Raw genomic sequence first — 17126 nt, forward strand, 5'->3', positions numbered from 1 at the left:
GTCTTTTTTGTTACAATGAGAGTGGAAGGGGGCCTTTATATGGAATCACGCGAGTGGGAACGTATTGTTGATCATCTTCTTTCGCTAGTGCCTCTTTTTTATCGCAAATTTATGCTTCCTGGAGAATTTTCTTCTCAAAGACATATGCCGCCATCACATACACAAGTATTACTGCTTCTGCATGAAAATGGCACATTAGCAGTTTCCGAAATCGGCAAGCGGCTAGCGATTTCACGGCCTAACATGACACCTCTATTAAACAAACTGATCCAAGAAGAACTAATAGAGCGTCATTATAGCGAAAAAGATCGACGGGTCATTTTAATTTCCCTGACAGCTGAAGGGAAATTGTTAGTAAATCAGTATCAACAATTCATTTTAGACAAATTAAAAGAAAATTTCCAAACGTTATCTGAGGAAGAACGTGAAAAACTCATTCACTCTCTTCAAACCATTCAAAATTTAATTTTGAAAACAAACGCATAAAGCTGCTTCTAAATAGAAGCAGCTTTATGATTCGTAATAATTACCATAATATACATTTGAATATGGCCATGTCGTTAAATACGGTTTATGTTCTTGCGTAGGCTGTTGTTGTGGTATTTGCTGAAATTGTTGCTGTTGATACACTCCAACTTGCTGCCTCATATCATTTACTGGATAATAATTTGTATATGAGTATACTTGAGGTACATAGTAATAATACATTCATTCTCTCCCCCTTTTTCTTAAACATATTCAAAGGAGAAAATGAATGTGCCATTCTTTATATTTGTACAAGTGGTTCTCTCACTTTTTTCTTTCTATTCTTCAAACGTAACTTACGGTTCTTTTCATACAAATAATGCACAACAAAATATGAAATTACCCCAAACACAACTCCTAAAATCGTCATTCCAATTAATACATACACTTCACTTTGTAATAACCCCTTTAATATCGTAAAAATATGACTCGAAAACAAGTCAGATATCGTAAAGGGTTCATGATGTATTTTTTTCACATGAAATGGATAAATCATTTTTCCTAACGCATAAGCAAATGGAAATAAAAATACCGGTAAAAATGATATTTTCCCGATAATATTGCCAATCACCGCAGCAGGAAAAGATCCCTTTGCTAACCTGACGATTGGATAAAATATTAAATAGACGAGCGATGCTGTATATATAACCAACATCTCTAAACCAAAACCAATCGCAAAACCTAACGATACTTTCTTCGCTCCTTCTGGTGATCGAAGCAACTTATAATATTGAAACTTTAATATTCTCCACATCCGCTGAAAAAACGAATATGTTTTCTTAGTTGTTTTCAAATTCATCATCTCTTTAACTATATTTTTTTATCTAGTATGTCCTTACATGATATGAAAAACAAATTTAGTTTACTCTTTTTATTATAAATGATATAAAGATGGTTAACCAAATATACATACGACATTTCAATATAAAAAAGCACACCTCCAGTTATTTACATCTAACAACTGAAGGTGTACATCCTTTAGGAAAGCTCTTCTACATTTTTAAATAAACTTACTAATAATGCTTTTTGCGCATGCAATCGATTACCGGCTTGCTCAAATACGATAGATTTTGGTCCATCTATAATTTCGCCTGTTACTTCTTCTTCACGATGGGCAGGTAAACAGTGTAAGAAACGATACGTTTGCTTCGCATGCTTAACAAGTTCTTTATTAATTTGGTATGGTTGAAATAAAGTATATTTCTCTTCTTCTCCCTCTTGCCCCATGCTCATCCAAACGTCAGTATAAATGAAATCTGCTTCACTCACCGCTAATTCAGGATTATGCAAAATTTCAATTTCAGCTCCTGTTTCTTCAGCAATCGCTAACGCTTTTTTTACAATCTTCTCATTCGGTTCATATCCTATAGGCGTTGCAACAGTCATGTGCATTCCGACTTTTGCACTCGCTAACAACAATGAATGACATACATTATTTCCGTCACCGACGTAAGCCAATTTTATTCCTTTAAATGTATTTATTTCTTCATATATTGTCATTAAGTCTGCCAATGCTTGACAAGGATGATGATCGTCAGTTAAACCGTTAATAACAGGAATGCTCGATTCTTTTGCAAGCTCTTCTACATCCGCGTGTGAGAATGTACGTATCATGATCCCGTCAATATACTGCGATAATACTTTCGCAGTATCTGAAACGGTTTCTCCTCTTCCCATTTGCATCTCTTTTCCACTTAAAAACATACCGTGTCCCCCGAGCTGTACCATTCCTGCTTCAAAAGATACGCGAGTACGAGTTGAATGTTTATCAAAGATAAGCCCTAATATTTTGCCTTGCAGTAAAGGCTCTTGCTTATTCTTTTTTAAATATATTGCGAACTCAATTAAAGAAATAATTTCTTCTTTCGTTAATTCTTCTAGTGTTAAAAGGTCTTTCGTATTTAATTTCGGTACTTGTACAGTTGACATGAAAATTCCCCCTTATATAATTGATACGTTTTTTGTACAAACTACTTTTTTTATCATATATACTGCCTGTTCTAGTTCTTCATTCGTTACAATAAGTGGCGGTAATAGTCTTATAACAGTAGGTCCTGCTTGTAATACGAGAAGTCCTTCTTCTTCTAGTTGTTCTATAAAACTTGCAACTTCATGCTTACACTCAATCCCAACCATAAGCCCCTTACCACGTATATTTTGAATACATTCGACATGTCGTAATTCCTCTTGCAACTTCTGTAATACGTAATCGCCCTTTTCCTTTACTTCTTTTAAAAACGATGGTCTTTTACTTACTTGCAATACTTCTTTCGCTGCAGCCATTGCAACATAATTCCCGCCAAACGTTGAACCATGTGATCCTGCAGTAAACGATGTTCCAAGTTCTTTCCTACCAATCATTGCTCCGACAGGAATCCCGTTTCCAAGTGCCTTTGCGACGGTAACGATATCAGGTTTTATTCCCATTTGTTCGTAAGCAAATAATGTCCCTGTTCTTCCGATCCCTGTTTGGACTTCGTCTATAATAAATAAGGACCCAAACTTCTTACATAATGCTTCAATCGCTTTCAAAAAAGATAGATCAGCAAGTATGACTCCTCCCTCTCCTTGAACAACTTCTATCATTACTGCCGCAACTTCTTCATTCATTACTTCCTCTAATGCCTTTATATCGTTAAAAGGCGTATGTAAAAAAGATGGAAGGAGCGGACCAAATCCTTCTTTCACTTTATTTTGCCCCGTCGCACTCATCGTTCCAAATGTTCTACCGTGAAAAGACTGCTCACACGTTACGACGAGAGATTTTCCAGTATGCTTACGGGCTAACTTCAAAGCTGCTTCATTCGCCTCTGCCCCGCTATTACAGAAAAACGCATAATCTAATGCTATATTTTCTGTTAATAATGACGCGACTTCTTCTTGTAAGCTGTTTGTAAACAGGTTAGATATATGCCATATTTCATGCAGTTGCTCTTGTACAGCTTTCATAACAGTAGGGTGACAATGCCCTAAATTACATACGCCAATTCCCGATGTAAAATCTAAATATTGCTTACCGTTATGATCAATAACTTTCGTTCCTTTTCCCTTTACAAACTCACTCTTTCTTCTTCCATACGTTTGAAAAAGATGACTTGTCATGCAATACTCACACCCCTCGTTACCGTCGTTCCGATACACTCACCTGTAACCTCGGTAAAATCCTTCGTCCCATTTACGATACTAACCTTTTGCACTCCCATTTTTAATGATGCTAGTGCTGCCTGTACTTTCGGAATCATCCCACCGGTAATAACTCCTTTTTCTATTAAATTCACAATTTCAAATTCATCCGTTTTCTTTAGTAACTTTCCTTCATGTAATACCCCATCTACATCTGTAATAAAAATGAGCTCTTTTGCAGATAATGCAGCCGCAATTCCAGCTGCGGCGGTATCCGCATTTATGTTATAAATCTCATTATCATTTATGCCGACCGGAGCAATAACAGGAATATAATTCATATTTATTAATCCTTTTAGTAAGGCCGTTTCGACATACCTTACTTCTCCCACATATCCTATCTCCTCACTGACAGGTTGAACTTGAAGTAACTTGCCATCACACCCTGAGCAACCTACCGCACGTAAATTATGCTTTTGTAAATTCATTACAAGTTTTTTATTCGTACTTCCGCATAGCACCATTTGAACAATATCCATAACTTCTTTTGGTGTTACCCGTAATCCATCTTTTTTTTCTACGTTGATGTTACAATCTTTTAATTTGGCATCAATTTCTGGGCCACCGCCATGGACAATCACTACTTTATACTTCTGTTGCAATTTCTTTATACAATCAAAAAACACATCATGTAATTGATCCAACATACTACCGCCGCATTTCACTACAATATAATCGCTCATCTTCCCTCTCCTTATGTACGATAACAAGCGTTTATTTTCACATATTCATAGCTTAAGTCACAGCCCCAAGCTGATCCGGTCTCTTCTCCTAAATGTAAATTCACATCAATCATAATTTCATGTTCTTGTAATCTCATTTTCATTTCCTCTTCAGAAAACATTTGAGGTTCACTATTTTTCAGCACCGCAATAGATTGAAGAGTAATATCAATTGTATTTGGGTTAATCGCGACTTCACTTTGTCCAATGGTACTAATAATTCGCCCCCAGTTTGGATCTTCACCATGTATTGCTGTTTTCACAAGACTAGAACCGACTATTTGCTTTGCAATTTTCTTTGCCTCTTCATTCGTTCGAGCTCCTAACACATTTACTTCTATTAACTTCGTAGCGCCCTCACCATCTTGTGCGATTTTTTTCGCTAAATCTTCACATACCTTCTGTAAAGCAAATACGAAAGTTTCCCAATCTGCATGTTCCATATTGATTGGTTTCGTTTCTGATAATCCACTTGCCATAACGATGACCATATCATTCGTAGAAGTATCTCCATCTATCGTAATTTGATTGAATGTATGATTCGTGATTTGTGATAATGTTGTTTGTAATACGTCATGCTCTATATGAGCGTCTGTCGTAATAAAACTTAGCATCGTTGCCATATTTGGATGAATCATCCCTGAACCTTTCGCAACACCAGCAATCAGCACCTTCTCCCCATCAATCACCATTTCATAGCAAGTTTCTTTCGTTATAAGATCCGTCGTTAAGATCGCTTCAGAAAAAGAATGAGCTTCCCTTTCTTCCTTCGCTGGGATAAGAGTAGCAATCCCATTTCGGATTATATCCATCGGCAGCGGAACACCAATTACACCTGTTGAAGCTACTGCAACATAATTTTCTTTCAATCCAAAATGTTCTGCTCCTAATGCACGCATCTCGTAAGCATCTTGTAATCCTTTCATTCCTGTACAAGCATTTGCATTTCCACTATTAACGATAATAGCTTGTAATTTCCCCTCAGTCGCTATACTATCCTTCGTTACTTGCAAGGGAGCTGCTTGTATTTGATTTGTTGTATAAACAGCAGCACATGATGCTGGTGTATCACAAACGATTGCCCCTAAATCCTTTTTCTCTTTTTTCAAACCAATTGCAGTGCCAATGGCCGAGAAACCTTTTGGAGTTACAATCGAACCATTTTCTACTTTTGTAATAGACGCTACTTTAATCATCATGTCCCCCCTTATAGATAAAGCGGCATATGTTGTAAACCTGTTGTTTCTTCTAGTCCCGCTATTATGTTTGCATTTTGAATTGCTTGCCCAGCCGCACCTTTCATCATATTGTCTATAACAGAAACGACTGTCACTCTTCCTGTTCTTTCATCGTAAGCTATCCCCATATCACAATAATTTGAGCCCCTCACTTCTTTCGGACTTGGAAACTCTCCTTGCGTACGAATTCGAACAAAAGCCGATTGTTCATACGTTTCTTCATATAATTTTTGAAGTTGTTCTATTTCCATTTCTCGCTTTACTTTCGCATAAAGTGTAACCATAATTCCACGTGATATCGGTATTAAATGTGTACTAAACGTGATTGGCTTCGTTTCCCTATTCCACTCCGCAAGCATTTGCTCAATCTCAGGAACGTGTTGATGCTCATTTACTTTATAAATACGCAAGTTATCGTATAACTCAGGAAAGTGAGTCATCGTTGTTGGTGTTTTTCCTGCTCCAGATACTCCTGATTTCGCATCAATAATAATGGAATCTTCTTCAATTATGCCGCTACGAACTAATGGCAATGTCGCTAATAATGCAGCTGTAGCAAAACATCCCGGATTTGCAATTAAATTTGCATTTTGAACCTCGGACCTTTTCCATTCACTTAGCCCATATACAGCTTTACTAAGAATTTCTTCTTTTGCAGCTGCCCTTTTGTACCACTGTTCATATATGAAAGGATCTTTCATACGAAAGTCTCCAGATAGGTCAATTACTTTTAAACCTACTGCTAATAATTTTGGAGTTAACTCTGCTGATACTCCTGCCGGGGTTGCCAAAAATACAATTTCTGCTTCTTTCACTATTTCCTCCGCATCAATTTCTTGTAACGTATGAACAAGAACATTTTGAAAATGCGGATATACATTTGTTATACACTCGCCAACTTGTGAAAAAGAATGGAGAGATGCTATCGAAAAATATGGATGTTGTTCTAATAACCGAATTAACTCAATACCTCCATACCCAGTTGCTCCAATAATCGCGACTTTCATATGCTCCTCCTCATATCGATTCTTTAAATTAAGTATGATTATAATATTGTATATTTATAGAGTCAATTAAATATTTATAAATTTAATAAACTTAAAAAACTTAATTTTACTAGAAAAACAATATACACAACAGAATTTTTATACACAAATAGTGCATAGTAGTTTTTTCATTTCACTTCAAGTACAATAAAACAATACATACGTACATACAGGCGGGGAAAACATGAATGAAAAATTAATTGAGAAAATGATTATAAAAAGTTTTCAGCAATATCAATGTAATCCTATGTCAAATGAGGATCAGGAAATGCTTGTTAAACATATTCAAACGATCATTCATTCAAATACTGAAATTGATGTATACGAGGCAGTTGAGGATATCGTTTACGATTATGTGACTGGAAAATAAAGTGAAACTTTAATCAGTGGGGGTTTTCTTCATCCCCCACTGATTATCAGCCCTCACCAATCGGACTTTTATGGGCAGTTGATCCCCCACCTAACTTCTTTGCTTTCGCTGAATTTTGAGGTGGGGGTCTTACTGCCCATTAAAGCGGGATAAAAAAAATAGGAGATTCCCATATGGAAATCTCCTATTTTTTACTTAATGATTTGCCTGCTACGCGCTCAAATAAACCTGGGAATAAAGCATACAGTTTCGGACCAATGCCCATCCATTTCGGTAAGTTTACTTCACGCTTTTTCGTTTGCATCGCTTTTACAATTTGCTCTGCTACATATGTTGGTTTTAACATGTATCGTCCCATATTTTTCACATATGTACCGGATTGATCAGCTATTTCAAAAAAGTTTGTATCTATCGGACCTGGATTAATCGCTGTTACGAAAATATTTGTACTAGATAACTCCATGCGTAAACTATTCGTAAAGCCTAGTACTGCATGTTTCGTCGCTGCATACGCACTCGATTTCGGAGTTGCAATTTTCCCAGCAAGTGAAGCAACATTAATAATATGTCCTTCGTTTCTTTTCACCATATAAGGTAGTACCGCTTTCGTACAAGCTACTAATCCAAATACATTTACTTGGAACATATCTTTCACTTCATCCATTGATGCATCTTCAAACGTTTTAAAAATACCAAATCCCGCATTGTTTACTAATATATCAATACGTCCTACCTCTTGTAATACTTTTGAAAAAACAGATTGTACTTCCATCTCTTCACTTACATCTAATACATAATAATAGCAAGGCGTATTATAAGTTTCTTTAATTTTGTCTACTAACGCTTTTAATTTCTCTTCTGTTCTAGCCATTAATACTGGAGTCGCCCCCTGCTCTGCAACTTGCATTGCAACTTGCTCTCCAATTCCACTAGAAGCACCTGTAATGACGATTACTTTATTTTGTAAACGTCCCGTCATTGCTGTCACCTACTTTGCATAATAAATCAATTGTTGCGAAGATTCATCAATCATCACTTGTTGATTATATGCTAAAAAGTCTAATTGTCCAACCGTTTCTGAAATAGTAAGTGGCAATTGTTCCTTATACAATACCGGAAATAGTTTTACACATACTTCAAATGCTGTCATTGGTTTTTCCTTTAATAACTCAAGCACTTTAAATGCACGTGTTTCTTGCTTTTGTAATCTCGTTTCAATAAGTTGTTTCACATTTAGAACATCTTCTCCATGTCCTGATAAAATGCGTGAAATATTCATTTCACTTAAACGCTTTAACGTTTGATTATATTGTAATAACGGGCGCGCCCTTTCTGTTTGTCCTTCATATGGTGGTTCTAATATTGGATTCGAAGAAATATGACTAATGAGAGCATCCCCTCCAATTAGTATTCCATCAGATTCTCTATATAATGAAATATGAGTGGAAGCATGACCTGGTGTTTCAATTACTGTAAAACCAGGCATTGAATCAATACGATCTCCCTCTCTCACAGTATGCGTTAGCGATCTATTACAAGAATATTTCAGTGTCCTTGTCGTCAATAACGCCTCGTCTTTCAAAAATGCTGCTGGAACACCAAATTGTAAAGCCGTCTCTCTAAAAAACTCATGATATCGCTTTAAAAATTCTGGATTTTGCGTGATCCACGGCTCATTCCAAGGGTGTCCAATAATGTTCGTCTTCTCAGAAAATATATTTAAAAGCCCACAATGATCCGCATGATGATGCGTAATAACTACTGTTTTAATATCTTCTATCGTATATCCTAATGTACCTAACTGACTTTCTAACGCATTTCTTGCCTCTTCTGTATTCGTCCCTGTATCAATTAATGTTAATGTCTCCCCCTCAACTAAAAACACATTCACAGTTTCAACTGCAAATGGCACAGGAATCTCCATTCGGTGAATCGCCGTCATGCTTAGCCCCCCTGTCTCTTTCCGGTTCAAAAATGAATACTTCTTCAGTTTACAACTTCCTTATATATTTGTCATTATTTTCAGATAAAAAGAGGTGTTTCCTAGAAAAAAACGAATGTATGTACATTTATAAGAATTTCTAACCAAAATTAAAGGAGGAACATCATGTCTATTCAAAACATTTCCTTTCTCGGTGCAGGCTCTATTGCTGAAGCGATTATTGGTGGCTTGTTACATGCAAATGTTGTGAAAGGCGAACAAATTACTGTAAGTAATCGTTCTAATGAGACAAGGTTACAGGAGCTACATAACAAATACGGTGTCAAAGGTACACATAATAAAAAAGAACTACTTACTAATACAAATATTCTTTTTCTAGCAATGAAGCCAAAAGATGTTGCAGAAGCGCTTACCCCTTTTAAAGAAGACATACATAATAACCTGCTTATTATTTCGTTATTAGCAGGTGTTTCTACTCATTCAATTAGAAGTCTACTTCAAAAAGACGTTCCGATTATTCGTGCCATGCCAAATACATCTGCAGCTATTTTAAAATCAGCTACTGCTATCTCACCTTCAAAACATGCAACAAAGGAACATATTCAAACTGCCATAGCTTTATTTGAAACGATCGGTCTCGTCTCTGTTGTAGAGGAAGAAGATATGCATGCTGTCACTGCATTATCCGGAAGCGGGCCTGCTTATATTTATTACGTAGTAGAAGCGATGGAAGAAGCTGCAACAAAAATCGGTTTAAAAGAAGATGTTGCAAAGTCACTTATTCTCCAAACGATGATTGGTGCTGCTGAAATGCTAAAAGCAAGTGAAAAACACCCGTCTATTTTGCGAAAGGAAATTACCTCTCCTGGTGGAACGACCGAAGCGGGCATTGAAGTATTACAAGAACACCAATTTCAACAAGCGCTTATTTCTTGTATTACACAGGCAGCGCAACGATCACATAATCTTGGGAAAACGTTAGAACAGTTAACAAAAGAAAAATAAAAAATGGAGCTCAATCTTACTTGAGCTCCATTTTTTATAAACATATATTTTTAGTTATTCGTCTTCCCAAAAATCTCTTCTTGCAGACGGCGACCAGTCGGTGTTGCTGCAAGTCCACCTTCAGCTGTTTCACGAAGTGCTACTGGCATCGTTTGTCCGATTCTAAACATCGCCTCAATTACTTCATCACATGGAATAGTACTCGTTACACCAGCTAATGCTAAATCAGCTGAAATCATCGCATTTGCAGCTCCTGCTGCATTACGTTTTACGCAAGGTACTTCTACAAGTCCTGCAACAGGATCGCATACTAAACCAAGCATGTTCTTTAATGAAATTGCCATCGCTGTAGCTGCTTGCTCTTGTGTTCCACCAGCCATTTCAACTGCAGCTGCAGCTGCCATTCCACTTGCTGAACCAACTTCAGCTTGGCATCCTCCCGCTGCACCAGAAATACAAGCGTTATTCGCAACAACCATACCGAAAGCTCCTGCTGTAAATAAGAATTCAATCATTTCTTCACGTGTAGGCTGCAATTTTTCTCTTAGTGCAAATAGTACACCTGGCACTGTTCCAGCAGACCCTGCTGTTGGTGTTGCACAAATAATTCCCATCGCTGCGTTTACTTCATTTGTTGCAACAGCTTTACTCACTGCGTCCAAAATCGTATCTCCAGATAAGCCTTTTCCACTCTTCATATACGCCTGAACTTTTACAGCATCTCCACCAGTTAAACCAGTTGGTGATTTCACTCCGCGAATACCACGTTCTACTGCTTGCTCCATCACGACTAAGTTCTTTTCCATACCAGCAATTACTTCTTCACGTGAAATACTTCTTGTTTCCATTTCACATTGAATCATAATTTCTGCGATTTTTACATTTTGTTCTTTAGCTTGCGCCACTAGTTCCGCTGCGTTCCGAAACATGGTGTGTCCCCCCTGCAATTATTCCATAATAGTTACTTGACAAATATTTTGTTGCGCTTTTATTTCTTCAATCACTTCATCTGCTAATATTTCATCTGTTTCGATGACCATAAGCGCTCTTCTTCCTTTTTCTTTACGAGAAACACTCATTGTACTAATGTTAATCTCGTGTTTCGCAAGGATTGAAGCTACTGCTGCAATAGCACCGAAGCGATCGTTATTTACAATAAGTAGTGCTGGACTCGTGCCTGATAATTGAAGATCGAATCCGTTTAATTCTACAACTTCAATTTTACCGCCACCAATTGAGCAAGCAACAACTTCAATTTCTTCTTCACCTTTATACAAACGAATTCTTGCTGTATTTGGGTGAGGTGCATTGGCATCCTCTTCAATGAATTCCACTTCAATTTCGCGCTCTTTTGCTATCTCTAGCGCCTCTGGAATACGTAAGTCATCTGTTTCAAACCCTAATATCCCACCTATTAGCGCTACATCTGTACCATGCCCACGATACGTCTTTGCAAATGATCCATATAATGAAATGCTTACTCTTTCTGGTTCATGACGAAACAGCTGGCGAGCAACTTGCCCCATTCGTGCTGCGCCTGCTGTATGTGAACTTGATGGACCAATCATAACTGGACCGATAATATCAAATACTGAGCGATACTTCATCATAACTCCCCCTAAACCTCTATGAAAAAATTTTTTACTATTCTATTAAGCTACCAAATCGGTTGCTTTTCCAGTTGTACTACGAATTTGTTCCGCTATACGAATTGGATCGTTTTTGAATAACAATGAAACAATCTATCCTGAAATAATACTAGTTGTCATAATAAATAAGAAACTTAGCATTACCTTCATTTAAAAATAATATAAGCTAATCCACAATAAAGTCTGGTAGCAATCCAAAGTTTAACACAGAACCACTTACAAGGATAGCATAAACAAGTGAAACTATAATCAGCGGGAGTTTTGTCCATTCCCAATAATTATTAGCCCACAACAATCGTGCTTTTACGAGCAGTTATCTCTCGCTTAAATTCCTCGCATTCGCGAATTTTGAGGTAGAGTCTTACTGCCCATTAAAGTGGGATAAATTATAATCTGCCCTCATTATAACTTGTTTTTAATAAAACGCTTACTTTTAATGAATTTTAAAAGTTCTGAATAAAAATCCATTTTTGCTATTTGTATCATTCGTATGTCGTCTGACTTATATAACAGTTTTTCTAAATAATCGATACTATGTATTTTTATCCTATATTTTCACATCATTAAAACTTTCTGTTTCATCTAATATAAGCATAAAATGATAACAGTTTTATTTTAATTTTTTTAGAAAAAAAAATGGCAACCTCTCGTCGCCATTTTTTCATATCATTATTATCTTTCTACTGGAAATGATTTTAAATCCGTTGCTATTTCTGTATTAGAAAATAGCTCTCTTGCCTCTTTCAATAATTCCTTATACGTATCCCCTTGATAACGAGAACTAATATGAGTCAATATTAATCGTTTTGCATTTGCCTGAAGTGCAATACTCGCAGCTTGCTTAGATGTGGAATGAAAATAATCATAAGCTTGTTGTTCATCTTCTGCCGCAAAAGTTGCTTCATGAACTAGTACGTCAGCGTCTTGTGCCAGCTCTCTACTCGCTTCACAAAATCTTGTATCACCTAAAATGGTAATAATTCTTCCTTTTTGAGGTGGGCCGATAAAATCTTGTCCGTTTAGTATCGTACCATTTTCCAATTCAACCACTTCTCCATCTTTTAAACGCTTAAAGAGCGGACCTGGTTTCACACCCATCTCCAGCAATTTATCGACTAAAAGGGCGCCTTGTATATCTTTCTCTATAATACGATACCCAAAACATTCAATACCGTGTGACAATCTTTTCGTTTCCACATGAAATTCATTATCTTCAAACACGGTACCTTCTTCTGTTATCTCAACAATTTCAAGTGGGTATTTTACATGTGTCGTACTTACTGATAATGCTACTTCAATAAATTGTTTAATTCCTTTTGGTCCATACACTGTTAAAGGTGTAGTCCCTCCTTGAAACGAACGGCTTCCTAATAAACCAGGCAATCCAAAAATATGATCACCATGTAAATGCGTAATAAATATTTTTTCAATGCGGCGTGGACGTACAGATGTATGTAATATTTGATGTTGCGTCGCCTCGCCACAATCAAATAACCAAGTTTGTCCTCGTTCTTCTAACAATTGCAAAGCAATTGCTGAAACGTTCCTTCCTTTCGAAGGAACACCTGCACCAGTTCCTAAAAATACAAATTCCACTTTCTTTCCTCCAGCTCTTTATATAATCTACCTTTCATCTTACGGAATGTTATTTCAAATGGCAAATCGAATTTACATAACCAATCATCTAGACAACTATATATCACGAACATTATACTCAAAAAGCTTAGATATCGTTCGTGTTTTATGTTAAAATGATTATACTACATTTTAAGGGAGCGTTTTATTATGAAAGAAGCATTTCGTTTACAAACTGATTTTTCATCTTCATTTGATCGCTGGGTAAGTTCTTTCGTGTCTGATCACCCAGCACAATTAGAATGGACGACTTTGAAAGAGTTAATCCATGAATATACAACAACACATACAAATGATTCGTTACCAACATATATTTCTTCAGCTTTAACATATTATGCACAACGCGTTTCAACTGCAAACAGTTCAGAGATTGTTATTTTTGAAAATGCTACAATCTCATAATCTATAACAAAAAGCACTGTGATCAGTGCTTTTTATTATGTTCATTACAATATTTATTTTCCAACCTTATTTCAAAAAAACTCCGCTTATTTCCTACTATATAGCCAAGATAAATCTATTTGAGTTTTCAAAAAATATGTTGACACTACAAAATTTCAGTGCTAACATTCAACATGTAATTGAATATGGTCTCTGTTAGGTGAGGCTCCTGTATAGAGAAACGCTGCTGCCCAAAAATGTCGAGAGACGCCAATGGGTCAACAAGAAAGGTCGGAATGAAGGCCTTTTTTAACGTAGCTGGTTTCAGTACCTATGCTATACAGTGCTAAAACTCAACGAGGGAGAGGTGCATGTATTTTGTCATACACAAAAACTGTTTTGATTTATGCTTACTAACAGTCTTTGTTGTGGACTCTTTTAACTGCGAATTCAGACCTTTACTCGTTTTGAGTAAAGGTCTTTTTACGTATATATGCACCTTACTATGAAACAAACATAGCATATTCAGAAACTACTAAATTGTACGGAGGTGAGGAACAGTTGGCAATTGATGATTCGGCCCAGATACCCATATGTTTTACGTTAATATTTCATCATGTAGGTAGGAAAGAAACTGTTCCTCCTAATTTTAAATAGTCGAGTAACAGCTTGTTTCCTCCTTCATGAAAAAGGAGGAACTACCGATGTTAAATTTACTAAGACAAGAAACGAAACATTCATACGATCAAGATTGTATGAAAACAAATCACAAATTATTAGTGGAAGTCGCAACGCAGGATGCAAACAAAGCGTTACGACTTTTAGAAACAACAGAAAATGGACTCTCTAAAGAAGAAGCGTCTCGTAGACTTTCTTTATATGGCCTTAATGAAATAGCTCATAATAAAACATCACCGTGGTACATTCAATTTCTGCTGGCATTTAAAAATCCATTTATTTTTGTTTTATTAGCTCTCGGCGCACTTTCTTTTTTCACAGATGACATACAAGGAACTATTGTCGTATCTGTAATGGTAATGCTAAGTGCAACGATTCGCTTTTTACAAGAATTTCGTTCTCAAAAAGCTGCGGATCAGTTAAAGGCTATGGTCCGAACAACGGCGAGTGTCTTTAGAATAGATGGATTTGTACACGAAACAAAAAATTTAAAAATTTTGAATAGAATTGATACAAAGGAAATTCCAATTGAGGAACTTGTACCTGGCGATATTATTTCACTTTCAGCCGGAGACATTGTTCCAGCTGATGTGCGTATTTTATCGGCTAAAGATTTATTTGTGAACCAATCTTCTTTAACAGGAGAAGCACTTCCTGTAGAAAAATACGAAAACTGCTACCATACAGAAAATAAACATCTATTACCGAAAAGCACGAAAAAAAATTACAATCCACTCGATATGGAAAATCTTTGCTTCATGGGGACAAATATTGTAAGTGGTAGCGCAAGAGCGGTTGTCATCTCCACAAGTACCGATACGTATTTCGGCTCTTTAGCAAATAAAGTAATCGGTAAGCGCGTAGAAACAAGCTTTGATAAAGGTGTAAACAAAGTAAGCTGGCTTTTAATTACATTCATGCTTATTATGGCACCTATCGTTCTTCTCATTAACGGATTCACAAAAGGGGATTGGCAAGAAGCTTTCTTCTTCGCTATTGCAATCGCAGTTGGTCTAACACCTGAAATGTTACCAATGATTGTGACTGCTAATTTAGCTAAAGGTGCCGTTAACATGTCTAAACAGAAAGTAATTGTAAAACAGCTGAATTCTATTCAAAATTTAGGTGCTATGAACATTCTTTGTACCGATAAAACAGGAACTTTAACAGAAGATAAAGTTGTACTTGTTCGGCACTTAGATCCTAGTGGTAATACATGTAATCGTGTATTACACTTTGCCTATTTAAATAGCTTCTATCAAACAGGATTGAAAAATTTAATAGATAAAGCTGTTATAAAACATACAGAAGAAAATCAAAAATTTGATCCATCCGTTTTTCAAAAACTAGATGAAATTCCATTTGACTTTGCTCGTCGGCGTATGTCCGTCATTGTAAAAAACAATTCAGGTGAGCATACAATGGTCTGTAAAGGGGCTGTAGAAGAAATTTTATCTATTTGCAACTACACTGAAATAGATGGCAAAATTGCTTCTCTTACCGATGACATGCGCTTACATGTAAAACAACTAAGTGAGACTTTGAATAGTGAAGGTATGCGCGTTATTGCTGTAGCTTATAAAAAAAATAGACCAACAAATAATAAAGAGTACGCCGTACAAGATGAAAATGATATGATTCTCGCTGGATATATTGGCTTTTTAGATCCACCGAAACCATCTGCCGCTACTGCCATTCAAGCATTACAAAAACATGGTGTACAAGTAAAAATTTTAACTGGTGATAACGAAATCGTGACAAAAAAGGTATGTAAAGAAGTTGGATTAAATATTGGCGAGCCTATCCTTGGTTACGAAATCGATGCTTTACCTGATAAAGCATTAGCAAAGCTAGCCGAAGAAACAACTGTTTTTGCTAAACTAAATCCAATGCAAAAATCTCGCATTATACGAGTATTACAAGGAAACGGACACACTGTAGGTTATATGGGAGATGGCATTAACGACGCCGTAGCGTTACGGGAAGCTGACGTTGGTATATCTGTTGATACTGCAACTGATATTGCAAAAGAGTCTTCCGATATTATTCTACTTGAAAAAAGCTTAATGATATTAGAAGCAGGTATTTTAGAAGGACGCACTACATTCGGTAATATTTTGAAATACATTAAAATGACAGCGAGCTCTAACTTCGGAAATGTATTTAGTGTGTTAGTAGCAAGTGCCTTCATTCCTTTCTTGCCGATGCTTGCCATTCACCTTTTAATTCAAAACTTACTTTATGATATTTCACAACTGTCTATCCCATGGGACAAAATGGATAAAGAATTTTTAGAAAAACCAAGAAAATGGGATACTGCAAATTTACGGAACTTCATTATTTGCATCGGTCCCATTAGTTCCATATTTGATATCATCACCTATGTGGTCATGTGGAACGTCTTCGGTGCAAATACAGCTAGCGAACAATCATTATTCCAATCTGGTTGGTTTGTCGTTGGATTGCTAACACAAACTTTAATTGTTCACATGATAAGAACACAGAAGATTCCGTTTATTCAAAGTACTGCATCAGTACCGGTTCTTTTATTAACCGCTTGTATTATGGTAATCGGAATTTATATTCCATTCTCGCCACTTGGAGCAGCCGTTGGATTACAAGCATTACCACTTAGCTATTTCCCTTGGTTAGTAGGAATACTATTAGGCTATGCTTTCTTAACACAGTTCCTAAAAAAAATTTATATTAAAAAGTTTCATAGCTGGTTATAAAAATAAGAATGAGCGGGTGC

General features: G+C 36.4%; 17 protein-coding genes, 1 pseudogene and 1 riboswitch. Of the genes and pseudogenes, 5 read left to right on the plus strand and 13 right to left on the minus strand.

Features of this window, described 5'->3' with window-relative positions; translation table 11 throughout:
- Positions 1 to 39 precede the first annotated feature (39 nt).
- Positions 40 to 486 carry a MarR family winged helix-turn-helix transcriptional regulator gene (locus tag RTP99_RS09810; RefSeq protein ID WP_000445817.1) on the plus strand — a complete coding sequence of 149 codons (447 nt, stop codon included), beginning with the start codon at positions 40 to 42 and terminating at the stop codon, positions 484 to 486.
- Positions 487 to 510: 24 nt separating this feature from the next.
- Here the strand turns inward: RTP99_RS09810 and RTP99_RS09815 are convergent, their stop codons facing one another.
- From RTP99_RS09815 to argC, 7 genes are all read right to left on the minus strand, one after another.
- A complete protein-coding gene (locus RTP99_RS09815; protein WP_041184699.1) occupies positions 511 to 708 on the minus strand; it encodes a hypothetical protein in 198 nt (65 codons plus the stop codon).
- 58 nt (positions 709 to 766) lie between these two features.
- Positions 767 to 1327 (minus strand): DUF2062 domain-containing protein, encoded by a 561-nt coding sequence (locus RTP99_RS09820; protein WP_011040649.1) that lies wholly within the window; start codon positions 1325 to 1327, stop codon positions 767 to 769.
- Between the two features lie 176 nt (positions 1328 to 1503).
- Entirely contained in the window at positions 1504 to 2454 is a 951-nt protein-coding gene (gene argF / locus RTP99_RS09825) for an ornithine carbamoyltransferase (protein WP_000108857.1), read from the minus strand.
- Between the two features lie 12 nt (positions 2455 to 2466).
- Entirely contained in the window at positions 2467 to 3627 is a 1161-nt protein-coding gene (gene argD / locus RTP99_RS09830; protein ID WP_000200518.1) for an acetylornithine transaminase, read from the minus strand.
- Entirely contained in the window at positions 3624 to 4391 is a 768-nt protein-coding gene (gene argB, locus RTP99_RS09835) for an acetylglutamate kinase (RefSeq protein WP_001286773.1), read from the minus strand. The genes argD and argB overlap by 4 nt, the downstream gene beginning before the upstream one ends.
- A gap of 11 nt (positions 4392 to 4402) precedes the next feature.
- Complete coding sequence (argJ, locus tag RTP99_RS09840; RefSeq protein WP_000598420.1) at positions 4403 to 5626, minus strand: bifunctional glutamate N-acetyltransferase/amino-acid acetyltransferase ArgJ; 1224 nt, start codon at positions 5624 to 5626, stop codon at positions 4403 to 4405.
- A gap of 11 nt (positions 5627 to 5637) precedes the next feature.
- Positions 5638 to 6675 carry an N-acetyl-gamma-glutamyl-phosphate reductase gene (argC, locus tag RTP99_RS09845; RefSeq protein WP_000861217.1) on the minus strand — a complete coding sequence of 346 codons (1038 nt, stop codon included), beginning with the start codon at positions 6673 to 6675 and terminating at the stop codon, positions 5638 to 5640.
- 223 nt (positions 6676 to 6898) lie between these two features.
- On the opposite strand from argC, the gene RTP99_RS09850 reads away from it, so the two are divergent.
- The gene (locus RTP99_RS09850; RefSeq protein ID WP_001003211.1) at positions 6899 to 7084 is read left to right on the plus strand and encodes a YqzH family protein; all 186 of its coding nucleotides are present in this window, start codon (positions 6899 to 6901) and stop codon (positions 7082 to 7084) included.
- 184 nt (positions 7085 to 7268) lie between these two features.
- Here RTP99_RS09850 and RTP99_RS09855 read toward each other — a convergent pair whose 3' ends face one another.
- Both RTP99_RS09855 and RTP99_RS09860 read right to left on the minus strand, forming a co-directional pair.
- Complete coding sequence (locus RTP99_RS09855) at positions 7269 to 8063, minus strand: SDR family oxidoreductase (protein WP_000147809.1); 795 nt, start codon at positions 8061 to 8063, stop codon at positions 7269 to 7271.
- A 9-nt stretch (positions 8064 to 8072) separates the two neighbouring features.
- Positions 8073 to 9026 carry an MBL fold metallo-hydrolase gene (locus tag RTP99_RS09860; RefSeq protein ID WP_000125139.1) on the minus strand — a complete coding sequence of 318 codons (954 nt, stop codon included), beginning with the start codon at positions 9024 to 9026 and terminating at the stop codon, positions 8073 to 8075.
- A gap of 165 nt (positions 9027 to 9191) precedes the next feature.
- Here RTP99_RS09860 and proI point away from each other — a divergent pair, with 165 nt between their 5' ends.
- Positions 9192 to 10031, plus strand: a complete 840-nt coding sequence (gene proI, locus RTP99_RS09865) for a pyrroline-5-carboxylate reductase ProI (protein WP_000027268.1) — start codon at positions 9192 to 9194, stop codon at positions 10029 to 10031.
- A 50-nt stretch (positions 10032 to 10081) separates the two neighbouring features.
- On the opposite strand, the gene sdaAA is transcribed toward proI, so the two are convergent.
- The 4 genes and pseudogenes from sdaAA to rnz all read right to left on the minus strand — a co-directional run bounded on the left by sdaAA (position 10082) and on the right by rnz (position 13276).
- On the minus strand, positions 10082 to 10960 hold the full coding sequence (gene sdaAA / locus RTP99_RS09870; protein ID WP_000489463.1) for an L-serine ammonia-lyase, iron-sulfur-dependent, subunit alpha: 879 nt from the start codon (positions 10958 to 10960) through the stop codon (positions 10082 to 10084).
- A gap of 18 nt (positions 10961 to 10978) precedes the next feature.
- Positions 10979 to 11638, minus strand: coding sequence for an L-serine ammonia-lyase, iron-sulfur-dependent subunit beta (gene sdaAB / locus RTP99_RS09875; protein ID WP_000877446.1), 660 nt, complete (start codon positions 11636 to 11638; stop codon positions 10979 to 10981).
- Positions 11639 to 11717: 79 nt separating this feature from the next.
- Positions 11718 to 11975 (minus strand): annotated as a pseudogene (locus tag RTP99_RS09880) (hypothetical protein).
- Between the two features lie 377 nt (positions 11976 to 12352).
- Positions 12353 to 13276: a ribonuclease Z gene (gene rnz / locus RTP99_RS09885; RefSeq protein ID WP_000397447.1), complete on the minus strand. Its 924-nt coding sequence runs from the start codon at positions 13274 to 13276 to the stop codon at positions 12353 to 12355.
- A 189-nt stretch (positions 13277 to 13465) separates the two neighbouring features.
- Between rnz and RTP99_RS09890 the strand changes: the two genes are divergently transcribed.
- Positions 13466 to 13717, plus strand: a complete 252-nt coding sequence (locus RTP99_RS09890; RefSeq protein ID WP_000656492.1) for a DUF3932 family protein — start codon at positions 13466 to 13468, stop codon at positions 13715 to 13717.
- A gap of 184 nt (positions 13718 to 13901) precedes the next feature.
- Positions 13902 to 14069: riboswitch (M-box (ykoK) riboswitch) on the plus strand.
- A 331-nt stretch (positions 14070 to 14400) separates the two neighbouring features.
- Positions 14401 to 17106 carry a magnesium-translocating P-type ATPase gene (gene mgtA / locus RTP99_RS09895; RefSeq protein WP_000933414.1) on the plus strand — a complete coding sequence of 902 codons (2706 nt, stop codon included), beginning with the start codon at positions 14401 to 14403 and terminating at the stop codon, positions 17104 to 17106.
- Positions 17107 to 17126 lie beyond the last annotated feature (20 nt).

The organism is Bacillus sp. (in: firmicutes) (assembly GCF_031983925.1).
GTDB lineage: Bacteria > Bacillota > Bacilli > Bacillales > Bacillaceae_G > Bacillus_A > Bacillus_A pacificus.